The following is a 12838-nucleotide window of genomic DNA, read 5'->3' on the forward strand; positions in this document are numbered from 1 at the left end:
TCCGCCGACAAGTAAACGACATCCCCCTTTTTGGGTATCCTTGTGTGGTCGAGATTGAGCTGGCGCAGGTTTATATTAACAAGGGCGAACGCCGCATTGAGGGGTGTGATTTTGTTGATAAAGGGTGCCGTTTCACTCACCGATTTTGCCGACTGATCAGTGGATTATGTCGGCATATGTCTATTCAAGCGGTTTCCAGACATTTGGATATACGATGGGAAACGGTCAAGAATATCGACAGGGCATACCTTATTGAAACTCTCCCTACTGCCGAGGTTTTTTCAAGGTTTTTGAAACAACTGCAACCAGATACAGCCTGCAAAATAAAGGCCGTAGCGATGGATATGGGGCCTGCCTACCAAAAGGCTGTCAGAGAGTCCTTGCCGTTGGCCGACATAGTATTTGACCGTTTCCACGTCATGAAAAACTACAGCAAAGCTATCCATAATCAGCGTCGACTTGAGTTCAGAAAGGCCGATCCAAGTGGTAAAGAGTTGATGAAAGGGACACATTATCTGTTGCTCAAAAATGCGGATAAGTTGAGTGAAAAACAAAGTGACAAGCTGCAAAGGTTGCTGGAGAGCAATAGCAACCTGAATGCACTTTACGTCTTGAAAGAACAGCTTCAGCTGCTGTGGAGTGCCGCTTCATTTGAGGCGATGGCGGAGCAACTGGAACGTTGGTGCCTGATAGCAGATCAGTCACAGATGCTCTATCTAAAAAAGTTCGCGAAATCCCTACGGAAACATTGTGTGGGCATCTGCAACTACGCCAAACACAAGCTCACAAGCGCCAGGATAGAGGCTGGTAATGTCAGTATAGGAATGATCCGTAAGCGAGCCAGAGGCATCAAGGATACCGAATACTTCAAACTCAAAATTAGACAATCATCCATTCCAGATAATCAATCTATGCTCTATTTGAAATCCTAAATCTACTCAACAAAGCGGAGAAGTGCCAAAAATCATTATTTATTTTTTGAGTGGGGCAAATCGGTGTCTTGTTCTCTAACATATCTTAAAATTAGGTCGCTATTGACCATGAAAGGGATTTGAGTTTTCGGATTATGGCCCCGACCCAATCCGGGTCATTTCAGGGAGGTTATAATCATGAGAGCAGAGTCTGGCTTTCTAAAAGGCTTGAATCCGACCATGGCAATATGGTCGAAGTTTCTCGTCTTCGCTTTAGTAATTATGGCATTTGTTGCCACTGAAGGGGTCGGAGACTTCTTCACTGGGATTAACAATTTCCTCGTTGGTACTATGAAATGGTACTATCTTGGAATCGTTGCGTTTTTCCTCTTTTTTGTAATTTGGCTACTCTTTAGTCGCTATGGTAATCTGCGGTTAGGCAAAGATACCGACCGACCAGAGTTCAGCTATTTTTCCTGGTTCGCCATGTTGTTTGGCGCTGGTATGGGGATCGGCCTGGTATTTTGGTCTATCGCCGAACCAATTTACCACTTTCAGTCCAACCCGTTTATTACAGATGATATGTCGCAATCAGCAGAAGCGGCTCAAGTCGCCATGCGCATCACTCTGTTTCACTGGGGACTGCATCCTTGGGCGATCTACGTAATCGTTGCACTTGCACTTGCATATTTTGCTTATCGTAAGGATTTACCTCTCACAATCCGGTCTTCGCTCTATCCGTTGATCGGTGATCGTATCTATGGACCAATTGGACATATCGCTGATCTTCTAGCTGTTTATGGTACAGTTTTTGGTGTTGCGACATCTCTTGGTCTTGGGGTTCAGCAGATGGCCACCGGCCTGTACGAAATCACTGGTTGGGGTTTCTGGGTTACGCAATCTGTTACCGATGGTGTGACCAAGACCGAACCCGCACTGGCCGCCATGATGGTTTTGATTGCAATCGTTTCTACCCTGGCAACTGTTTCAGTTGTGTCGGGTGTTGGCAAAGGGGTTAAGATCCTTTCCGAAGTAAATCTTTGGCTATCAATTGCGATCCTTGCGTTCTTCATTGCCTTTGGCCCAACCCGTTATCTCTTGGGTGCTTTCCTTCAGAACATTGGCGATTACATGGGCAACGTTATTCCGCTCAGCCTTTGGACGAATGCGAACGATGAAGCCAGCCAATGGCAGGGTTGGTGGACAGCCTTCTATTGGGGATGGTGGATGTCTTGGGCTCCTTTTGTTGGCATGTTCATTGCCCGGATTTCTAAAGGACGCACGATCCGTGAATTCATTCTTGGCGTGTTATTCGTACCAACGCTACTTGGTGCGGTGTGGCTAACGGCATTTGGGGGGACAGCCCTTCATATCGAACTCTTTGGAGACGGCGGTATTGTTGAAGCGGTTCAATCTGATTTGACCTCAGCGCTTTATGTGACGCTCGAAAAAATGAACGCCGGTTTCATTGGAACGCTTGCTTCAATCGTGGCAACGCTTCTTATCGCAACCTATTTCATTACCTCGTCTGATTCTGGGACGCTGGTTGTGAATACTTTGCTTTCCATGGGGGATGAAAATCCACCAACCATGCACCGGGTTATCTGGGGCTTGGGTGAAGGTTTGGTTGCGGCAGCCTTGTTGATTGCTGGCGGATTGAAAGCCTTACAAGCTGCCGCAATTGCAGCTGCCCTTCCTTTCTCAATAATTATGATTTTCATGATGATTGGTTTGGTGAAAGCACTTCGCGAAGAAGACCTGGGGCAGTCATATTCCTCGGGTGGGCAACGCGCTAGTGGCGGCTTGAACGGCTAATCGTTTCAAATGCTGAAATGAAAATGGCCCCTGAAATTCAGATGAATTTCAGGGGCCATTTTTTTGTCCCGTTTTTATCCGGTTGATATTGGGGAAGATTACTTTTTTGATTTGGGGTAAAGCGCATCTATCTGATCTTGATAGACTTCGATTACTTTATGGCGCCTTACTTTTAAGGTCGGCGTCATCATTTCGTTATCTATGCTAAAAGATTCCTTTGCGACGACGAATTTACGCACTTTCTCTAGCGGAGAAAGCTGCTTGTTGATTTGATCTATGACCTTTGCCATCGAGATCTTTAGGGAGGGATTGTCGTAAACGGATGCCAGTACTCCAGGTATTCCACTTGCCTCGCCCCATTGTTCGAGAAAGTCTTCATCAGGTACGATAACGGCGACTAAGTGGGGGCGTTTGTTGCCATAGACCATGGCCTGATGAATGAAAGAATGGTGGACAATTTCTCCCTCAACTCTTGCAGGGGAAACGTTGTCCCCACCAGAAAGGACAATAATGTCTTTCTTTCTGTCGGTAATCTTCAGGCGCCCTTTAGCATCGAGCTCCCCGATGTCTCCTGTGTAGAGCCAACCATCTTTGATGGTCTCGTTAGTGTATTTCTGGTCATTCCAATAGCCGCTCATCAGCAACTCGCCCTTGGCCAGGATTTCTCCGTCCTCAGCGATCTTGATCTCGACCCCCCTGAGTTCGGGGCCGACCGTGCTCATGTCGATAATGCCAGGTCGGTTAACCGCGATAACAGGGGCGGCTTCGGTTTGGCCATACCCCTGTAAAATTGGAAGACCTAAAGAGTGAAAGAAAAGCCCGATATCCTCGTTTAGCGCAGCGCCGCCCGAGACCATGGCTTTTAACCGGCCACCAAACCGGAGTCTGAGTTTATCGCGAACAAGTTTCTCGAGAACCCGGTCCTGAACCCTTTCCATCAGGTTCAAGCTGTCGGGGGCTGTATATTTTTTCCGGCCTAAAGCTTCGGCCTTATAAAACAAGGATCTTTTGAGCGGTTTTTCTTTTTCGAGGCCCTTGGTGATCCGGTTATACATTGATTCGTATAGACGAGGGACGGCTGTCATAATTGTTGGTTTTGCTTCGGCCATATTCCGTAACAAGTGCTCGGCACCCTCGCCATAATAGATTTGTGCACCAAGCAGGAGAGGGAAAAATTGTCCGGCTGTATGCTCATAAGCATGGGAAAGGGGAAGGAAGGAGAGGAAAGTCTCTTCTCCCAGGCCTAAGTGATAAAGTACGTCCCAGGCGCCTTCGCAGTTACAGAGTATGGCACCGTGGCTCAGCATAACTCCCTTGGGCAGCCCGCCTGTTCCTGAAGTGTATATTAAACAAGCGATATCGCTCCGGGTAAGTTCCTGTGCGGCTGCTTCAATATCCCCTTCAAGTTTGTCTCCTTCGGCGAGCAAGTGCTCCCAGTTATGGATTGCCAGATCACCATTTTGCTCAACCTCATCAATCGTTATTACCCATTTACATTCTGAGGCTTTCTCGGCGGCGGGAAGGCCTCTTTTACAAAGTGCCTCGGTAGAAATAATAATCCCTTTGGCACCGGAATGATCCAGGACGTGTTGGTGGTTATCAATCGTATTGGTGGTATAGGCTGGCACAGTAATGCCGCCTGCTGCCATAATCGCGAGATCAGCAATAAACCATTCAGGTCTGTTTTCAGCGACCAGGACCACTCTGTCTCCTTTTTCCAAGCCAAGAGATTTCAGGCTTCTGGCCATGGCTGTAATTCGGCGAGAGGTTTCTGACCAACTGATCGGCCAGTAAGCTTTGTTGTCTTTGAACCAGAGGAAGGGCTGTTCATCCCGTTCTCGGGCGTGTTCATAGAACAGGCTGACAAGGTTTTTATAGTGCGGTGGTGAGATACTCTGTTCCATAATCCTCGTTTGGCCTTTACCTGTTCTTGTGTTTTCTTATCATTAATAACGTATTATTTGGCGATTCTCGCCTTGTTTTCAAATTCTTAATTCTAAGTTTATAGAGATATAGTTCGCATTTGTAGACCGCGTTTAGCGGAATGAGAGGATTTTTCCATGATGGAAGCTGGGACCGAAGCTGCTCACCCCAAAGATGTTATCGACGAAAAGCTTGGTACTTTACCTGCCTGGGATCTAACAGATCTCTACCCTTCGCCTGATTCGCCAGAGCTTGAAGACGACTTGGTAAAGGTTGAAAAAGCAGCCATTTCCTTTAAGGATAAATATGCTGGTAAGCTTGCAGATTTAAGTGGGGAAGATCTTAACAGTGCCATTGTTGCCTTTGAACAAGCCCAGGAAATCATGGGCAAGGTGATGAGTTACGCTTATCTGGTCTATGCCGGCAATATGAGTGATCCCGAGGTTGGTAAATTCTTCCAATCCATGCAAGAGCGCAGCACGAGTATTTCCACTCATGTTCTATTCTTCACATTGGAGCTGAACAAACTGGATGAAGCCGATCTCCAAGAAAAGATTGAAAAAAGCTCTCTGTCTAAATATGCACCGTGGTTGAGAGAACTTCGTGCCCAGAAAGATCATCAACTTTCTGATGAACTCGAGGGCTTGTTGCATGAAAAGAGTGTATCGGGGCGATCCGCTTGGGTCCGCCTGTTTGATGAAACAATGGCGAGTTTGCGGTTCCCATTTAAAGATGAAGAGCTTAGCTCAGCACAAATCCTGAATAAATTAAGCAATCGGGATCCGGAAGTTCGAAAAGAAGCCGCGCAATCCCTGGGGAAAGTGTTGGGTGAAAACCAACGGCTCTTTGCGCACATCACTAATACGCTGGCCAAAGACAAAGAAACTGAAGACCAATGGCGTGGTTTTGAGCGTCCGGTTTCTTCGCGCAACCTTGCCAATGTTGTCGAAGATGAAGTTGTTGATGCGTTGGTTAGCTCGGTCTCAGGTTCTTACGAAGATCTGGCGCACCGTTATTATAAATTAAAAGCTAAGTGGTTTGGTGTCGAGCAACTCCCTTATTGGGATCGTAATGCGCCGCTGCCAGATGACGATGACGATGTTATTAACTGGGATACGGCTCGGGAAACTGTCCTCTCAGCTTATGCCGGATTTTCACCGGCTCTCGCGGAAGTCGGTCAGAGGTTTTTTGATAATCCTTGGATCGATGCGCCGGTAAGACCGGGGAAAGCTCCCGGAGCTTTTGCTCACCCTACCGTGCCTTGTGCTCATCCCTATCTTTTGGTGAATTATCAAGGACGCACCCGGGATGTTATGACCTTGGCGCACGAACTCGGTCATGGTGTTCATCAGGTGTTGGCCGGCGTTCAGGGGCCTTTAATGGCTGATACGCCTTTGACCTTGGCAGAAACGGCATCCGTATTTGGGGAAATGCTCACCTTCCAATCGGTCTTGAAAAAGAAAGACGATAAAAAAGCAAAGCGTATCATGCTCGCTTCTAAGGCTGAGGATATGCTCAATACTGTGGTTCGACAGGTTGCTATGCACCAGTTTGAAACCCGGGTCCATGACGAGCGCCGCAATGGAGAACTTCTCCCTGAGCAATTGGGTGAAATCTGGATGGACACCCAGCGTGCCAGCCTTGGACCTTCGATCCGGTTTGAAGATGAATACGCTTCCTACTGGTCTTATGTTCCACACTTCATTCACGCCCCGTTTTATGTCTATGCCTACGCATTTGGGGATTGTTTGGTTAACTCTCTCTATGCCGTTTATCAGCAGAGTGAAGAAGGCTTTGCCGAGAAGTATCTTGAAATGCTCTCCGCGGGAGGATCAAAACGCCATAAGGAATTACTGGCTCCCTTTGGGTTGGATGCAAGTGATCCCGATTTCTGGAGCCAGGGTTTAAAAGTGGTGTCTGGATTTATTGATCAGCTTGAAGCAATGGAAGACTAACTCTGTAATCAGAGCTGTATGTTAAAAAGCACTTCTCGAATTGGGAGGTGCTTTTTCTTGTTCTCAACCCTGGATGTTGAATGTACCACTGACAAGAAATTGTCTGAGTTTTTCAAGGTGAGGAGCGGTATCCAGTTCTTTTTCTCCCAGCCACTTTTCGTTGTAATAAGTATCAAGGTAGCGATCACCTGAATCGCATATCAAAGTGACGATGCTTCCCTTTAGCCCACGCTCTTTCATTTCGGACATGAGTTGGAAGGCACCGCAAAGGTTGGTGCCGGTAGATGCACCACATTTTCGACCGAGGAGTTCTTCCAATAGATGAACGGCTGCAATCGAAGCTGCATCTGGTATCTGGATCATGCGATCGACAACGGATGGGATAAATGAGGGTTCAACCCGGGGGCGCCCAATTCCCTCTATTCGTGACCCCTTGGCGCTGGTCAGGTTTTTATCTCCCGTGTTGTAATAGTCAAAGAAAACAGAATTTTCAGGATCAACGATACAGAGTTTGGTCGTAGAACAGCATGATTTTTCGTAGCGAATAAATCGGCCAATGGTCGCCGATGTCCCCCCGGTACCGGCGCTGGCAACCACCCATTCTGGATCGGGGTGAGGTTCGAGGGCCATTTGGTCGAAAATGGATTGGGCAATGTTGTTGTTACCACGCCAGTCTGTCGCGCGTTCGGCAAAGGTGAATTGGTCCATGTAGTGGCCGTTCAATTCACGGGCCAGACGTTCTGATTCGTAATAGATATCTTTGGGCTCAACCAAGTGGCATTGCCCGCCATAAAACTCTATCTGAGCCAGTTTTTGCCGTGCGGTCGTCTTGGGGACAACGGCGATAAATTTGAGACCGAGTAATCTTGCAAAGTAAGCTTCGGATATTGCGGTACTACCCGATGATGATTCAATGATGGTTGTGTCTTGAGAAATCCAACCGTTACAAAGGCCATATAAGAACAGGGATCTGGCGAGACGATGTTTTAAACTACCAGTTGGATGGGTGGTTTCATCTTTAAAGTAGAGATCAACCCCATGGCAACTTGGGAGCTCCAGTTTGATCAGATGCGTATCAGAGGAACGGTTGAAATCAGCGTCTATCTTTTTGATCGCTTGATGTGTCCACTCACGTTTGTAGGTTGCTGTCATTGTTTCGTTCTCATTTTTCACGCCTTGGATGTTAACATCATAGCACTTGTCAGAAGATTTACCTGAAAGTTGATAGCTTTGGGATTATGTCAAAGTAGTGTGAAGAAAGTTTCTCAAATAGCTTAGCAAAATTTAAAATTCTTGAGATATTTTTACAATTTATCCTTAGTGTGTGGTGTAATATGTTCGTAATCTCTCTGGAAGTGATTGGCGACTTGCTCATATACTGGGTGATAATGACGACAAAGTTAATCGTCTGGACTTAAGAAAGTTCGTTAAATCCGAGAGGGCTGGTTTGTGCCGAATGATAAAAAAATGGATGACTTTGCTGATGAGGAATCTCGCCTAGGCGGGCGCCTTAAGCGATATGCACAGGTTGGTACTTCTGTTGGAGGGTTGGCGGCGCAGGTCGTTAGTAACCTAGTGTTTGGAACAGGGTTGGACCGAGGCAAACATTCCTCAGATCTCAAAAATGCTTTGGGCGGGCTTAAGGGCCCCTTGATGAAAGCTGCCCAAATCCTGGCGACAATCCCTGATGCTCTGCCAAAAGAATACGCTGAGGAGTTACGGCAACTTCAATCCAATGCCCCGTCTATGGGGTGGTTGTTTGTGAAACGCAGAATGAAAAGTGAACTTGGCGCTGGCTGGCTGAAGAAATTTGATACCTTTGTACATGAAGCGACTGCCGCAGCTTCTCTTGGCCAGGTTCACAATGCCCGGGGACATGATGGAACAGAGCTTGCCTGTAAACTGCAATACCCAGATATGATTTCCGCAGTTGAGGCTGATCTCAAGCAACTTAGCATTCTTTTTGGAATCTATCGTCGTTACGACAAGGCAATTGACCCCAGTAACATTCATAAAGAGCTGTCGGACCGGCTGCGGGAGGAGCTGGACTATTTTCGCGAAGCTCAGAATATGAAGTTGTATCAATACATGCTTCGCGATGAGGCTCAGGTTTTTGTTCCAGAGTGTGTTGATAATTTGTCGACCCGGCGTCTTCTTACCATGACGTGGCTCGATGGCAGCCCGTTACTGGATTATATCAAAGATCACGAAGACAATATTGAGGCACGCAATCAAGTCGCGATGAATATGTTCCGTGCCTGGTATGTCCCTTTTTATAAGTACGGGGTCATCCATGGCGATCCTCATTTGGGTAACTACTCTATACGTCAGAATGGCGATGTGAATTTACTGGATTTTGGCTGTATCAGGGTTTTTGAGCCTTCGTTCGTAAAGGGCGTTATCGATCTGTATTTTGGTCTTGAGCAAAATGATGAAGCCCTCGCAGTACGGGCCTATGAAAGCTGGGGCTTTAAGATCAAGAACAGGGAAATGCTCGATACCCTTAATATCTGGGCCCACTTTCTATATGGCCCTCTATTGCAGGATCGAAAACGAACGATCGTTGATGATCATAAAGGCGGCCCTTACGGAGCTAAAATTGCCAATAAGGTTCATGGCGAACTACGACGGCTTGGCGGAGTGAAACCTCCCCGGGAATTCGTGCTTATGGACCGGGCTGCCGTGGGACTTGGTTCCGTATTCATGCACTTAAAAGCCGAGATCAACTGGCATCAGCTTTTCCATGATCTTATCGGAGATTTCAATCATGTGGAATTGTCAAAACAACAGTCCTCAGCGCTTGAAAAGTGTGACTTGAATTAATCTGAAAACGGTCAATTCTGACCTGTGTATACATGAGAATCGGTCTGATTTTGTCTTCAAAATATGCGAATAAAGTTTCTGATCGGAGATATTTTCCTTAGTGGAACATATCTTAATCCACAAAAAATGACTGAATTCGTCTGTTATTGTGCACTGCACACTTGCGGCATATAGTAGAAAAAAGCTTTAATAAAAACGATAAGTAGTCGGCCTAAAAGGGTCGGCTGGGGAATTCTTGTGGGGAGATAATATGAAAATTGCTATTCCCAAGGAGTGTCGTCCGAATGAAACACGGGTGGCAGCTTCACCTGAGACGGTCAAAAAACTGATCGCTCTGGGATGTGATGTCGTAGTCGAAAAAGGCGCGGGTTCTTCCGCGAGTTTTACCGATGATGCCTTTAAGGCAGCTGGTGCTACAATTGGAAAAGATGCTGCGACGACGTACAAAGACGCGGCGGTCATCTTAAAAGTTCAAAAGCCGATTGCTGGTGGTAAAGATAATGAGGTCAAGGGGCTTGCAAAAGGTACCGTGGTGATCTCAATCACAGACCCTTATCGATCAACCAAAGAGCTGGATGCCTTTGCCAAATCGGAACTGACAACCTTTGCCATGGATTTCGTGCCACGTATTACACGTGCGCAGTCTATGGATGTTCTCTCTAGCCAATCAAATCTTGCAGGTTATAAATCTGTTCTTGATGGCGCGGCTGTTTTTAATCGGGCTTTCCCGATGATGATGACGGCTGCTGGAACGATTGCCCCAGCCAAAGTTTTTGTCATGGGGGCTGGTGTTGCTGGTCTTCAAGCTATTGCGACGGCACGTCGCCTAGGCGCTGTGGTTTCTGCGACTGACGTTCGACCTGCTTCTAAAGAACAGGTTGAAAGTTTGGGCGCAACGTTTGTTGCTGTTGAAGACGACGAGTTCAAACAGGCTGAGACTGCTGGCGGTTACGCCAAAGAGATGTCTGATGCCTATAAGGCCAAACAAGCTGCCTTGATTGCCGAGACGATCGCCAAGGTTGATATGGTGATTACCACAGCCTTGATCCCTGGTCGGCCTGCGCCGGTATTGGTGACTGCTGATATGGTGAAATCCATGAAGCCGGGATCTGTTATTGTTGACCTTGCTGTTGAAAATGGCGGCAATTGTGAACTTTCACAGGCTGGTAAGGTTGTGAGCAAGCACGATGTATCCGTTGTTGGGTACAACAACGTTCCTGGCCGACTTGCAACCGACGCTTCATCTCTCTATGCGCGCAATGTCTATAATTTCTTTGAGCTTCTTTATGATAAAGAGGCCAAAGGGCTGAAGATCGATTGGAATGATGAGATCGTCAAGGGCACCTGTGTGACCCATGAAGGCAGTATTGTTCACCCAGCTCTGGCGCATGCTGAAAAAGAAAAACCGGCCGCTGTGAAAAAAACAGCAACTGCAATTGATGCACCTGAGAAGGCTGCAAAGAAAGCAAAAGCAGCTCCTAAAGCGAAGATATCATCTGCTAAGGCTGCCAAGCCGGCTCCAACAAAGCCTGAAGCTAAGAAAGATGGAGGGTCTGCCTGATGTCGAGTGAAGAGTTTATCAACAAGGCTACCGAGGCTGCCAATGCAGCCCGTGCTTTATCAGACGAAGTCGCATCCCTTGCTTCAGAAGCAAGTCGCTTAGCTGTTGATGCCTCAGGGCAAGCGAGCGGTTCCCCTTTTATCATGGGGCTAACTGTTCTGATCCTCGCTGTTTTCGTTGGGTATTATGTTGTCTGGAATGTTACTCCAGCACTCCATTCGCCCCTGATGGCCGTTACCAATGCGATTTCATCCGTGATTATTGTGGGCGCGTTAATCGCTGCGGGCCCTGCAGATGTTGGTTTCAGTGAGATCATGGGCTTCATTGCTATCGTACTTGCCGCGGTTAATATCTTCGGTGGTTTTATTGTCGCGCAGCGCATGCTGCAGATGTTTAAGAAAAAACAATAGGGGGGCTTATTATGTCATCAGATCTATCTGCACTGTTATATCTCGCTGCCTCTGTCTGTTTTATTATGGCATTGCGCGGTCTTTCTCACCCAACAACCAGCCGCCAGGGAAATATCTTTGGTATGGTCGGGATGACCCTTGCAATTGGGACAACCTTGGCTGCACCAGGTGTCGTCAGTTTTGGCACTATTTTGTTGGGTCTTATCATCGGTGGAGCAATAGGTACCGTTATTGCCCTTCGTATTCAGATGACGGCCTTGCCACAGCTGGTTGCGGCGTTCCACAGTCTCGTGGGCTTGGCTGCCGTCTGTGTGGCTTTGGCGACATTCTATAAGCCGGAAGCTTATGGTATCGGTATCGTTGGTGATATCCAAGTATCAAGCCTTGTTGAACTTGCTATCGGTACTGCTGTTGGCGCGATCACCTTTACAGGGTCAGTCGTAGCCTTTGCAAAACTTCAGGGATTGGTTTCTGGCCGTCCGTTGGTGTTTAAGTTCCAGCACACCCTCAACGCCGCTCTTGGAGCATCCGTTGTTGTCCTGTTAGTCCTGCTTTGCACCACACAAGATCCTATCTATCTCTGGGTTCTGATTGTTGTCACTCTGTTGCTCGGCTTCTTGCTTATCCTGCCAATCGGTGGCGCTGACATGCCGGTTGTTGTGTCCATGCTGAACTCCTATTCCGGTTGGGCAGCCTGTGGCATTGGTTTTACGCTTCAGAACAACCTTTTGATCATCACGGGTGCCTTGGTTGGATCTTCCGGTGCGATCCTGAGTTACATTATGTGTAAGGCGATGAACCGCTCATTCATCAGTGTTATCTTGGGTGGTTTTGGTGCTGAAGGCGAAGCAGGTCCAGCTGGTGGCGACGGCGATGATGATCGTATGGTGAAATCGGGCTCTGGTGATGATGCAGCTTTCTTGATGAAGAATGCGGGTTCTGTGATCATTGTGCCAGGGTACGGTATGGCAGTTGCACAGGCTCAACACACCCTGCGTGAAATGGTCGATCTTCTGAAGTCCGATGGCGTGAATGTGCGTTATGCGATCCACCCGGTTGCGGGACGGATGCCAGGTCATATGAACGTGCTTTTGGCTGAGGCTTCTGTGCCTTATGACGAAGTACTGGAGATGGATGAAATCAACCGCGACTTCAAGTCAACGGATGTGGTTTTTGTAATTGGTGCCAATGACATCACCAATCCTGCCGCGAAGACAGATCCGAAATCACCGATTTATGGCATGCCAATTCTAGAGGTCGATGGGGCTCAGACTGTCTTGTTCCTCAAACGTGGTATGTCTGCGGGTTATGCCGGGGTTCAAAATGAGCTCTTCTTCAGAGATAACACCATGATGCTCTTTGGTGATGCCAAGCAAATGTGTGAGAAAATCGTCAAGGCTCTTGAGCAGCTCTGATAGCCACTCTGCACAAGTAAATATA

The 12838-nt window shown here is 47.5% G+C and carries 8 protein-coding genes and 1 pseudogene; 7 read left to right on the forward strand and 2 right to left on the reverse strand.

The annotated features are described in order from the left end of the window. Positions 1–89: 89 nt before the first annotated feature. Positions 90–932 (forward strand): annotated as a pseudogene (locus ACOGW3_RS15610) (ISL3 family transposase); the annotation flags it as partial. A 177-nt stretch (positions 933–1109) separates the two neighbouring features. Beyond that, complete coding sequence (locus ACOGW3_RS15615; RefSeq protein WP_419903830.1) at positions 1110–2726, forward strand: BCCT family transporter; 1617 nt, start codon at positions 1110–1112, stop codon at positions 2724–2726. A gap of 98 nt (positions 2727–2824) precedes the next feature. Here the strand turns inward: ACOGW3_RS15615 and ACOGW3_RS15620 are convergent, their stop codons facing one another. Continuing rightward, entirely contained in the window at positions 2825–4630 is a 1806-nt protein-coding gene (locus tag ACOGW3_RS15620) for an AMP-dependent synthetase/ligase (protein WP_419903831.1), read from the reverse strand. A gap of 159 nt (positions 4631–4789) precedes the next feature. Here ACOGW3_RS15620 and ACOGW3_RS15625 point away from each other — a divergent pair, with 159 nt between their 5' ends. Beyond that, on the forward strand, positions 4790–6604 hold the full coding sequence (locus ACOGW3_RS15625) for a M3 family oligoendopeptidase (protein WP_419904067.1): 1815 nt from the start codon (positions 4790–4792) through the stop codon (positions 6602–6604). 63 nt (positions 6605–6667) lie between these two features. Here the strand turns inward: ACOGW3_RS15625 and ACOGW3_RS15630 are convergent, their stop codons facing one another. Further along, positions 6668–7756 carry a PLP-dependent cysteine synthase family protein gene (locus tag ACOGW3_RS15630; protein ID WP_419903832.1) on the reverse strand — a complete coding sequence of 363 codons (1089 nt, stop codon included), beginning with the start codon at positions 7754–7756 and terminating at the stop codon, positions 6668–6670. A 315-nt stretch (positions 7757–8071) separates the two neighbouring features. On the opposite strand from ACOGW3_RS15630, the gene ACOGW3_RS15635 reads away from it, so the two are divergent. The 4 genes from ACOGW3_RS15635 to ACOGW3_RS15650 all read left to right on the forward strand — a co-directional run bounded on the left by ACOGW3_RS15635 (position 8072) and on the right by ACOGW3_RS15650 (position 12813). Beyond that, positions 8072–9427 (forward strand): ABC1 kinase family protein, encoded by a 1356-nt coding sequence (locus tag ACOGW3_RS15635; RefSeq protein ID WP_419904068.1) that lies wholly within the window; start codon positions 8072–8074, stop codon positions 9425–9427. Between the two features lie 250 nt (positions 9428–9677). Beyond that, complete coding sequence (locus ACOGW3_RS15640; protein ID WP_419903833.1) at positions 9678–10988, forward strand: Re/Si-specific NAD(P)(+) transhydrogenase subunit alpha; 1311 nt, start codon at positions 9678–9680, stop codon at positions 10986–10988. After that, positions 10988–11398, forward strand: coding sequence for an NAD(P) transhydrogenase subunit alpha (locus tag ACOGW3_RS15645; RefSeq protein ID WP_419903834.1), 411 nt, complete (start codon positions 10988–10990; stop codon positions 11396–11398). Before ACOGW3_RS15640 ends, ACOGW3_RS15645 begins: the two co-directional genes overlap by 1 nt. 11 nt (positions 11399–11409) lie before the next feature. Next, a complete protein-coding gene (locus ACOGW3_RS15650) occupies positions 11410–12813 on the forward strand; it encodes an NAD(P)(+) transhydrogenase (Re/Si-specific) subunit beta (protein ID WP_419903835.1) in 1404 nt (467 codons plus the stop codon). Positions 12814–12838: the final 25 nt, after the last annotated feature.

The organism is Kiloniella sp. (assembly GCF_965205715.1).
GTDB lineage: Bacteria > Pseudomonadota > Alphaproteobacteria > Kiloniellales > Kiloniellaceae > Kiloniella.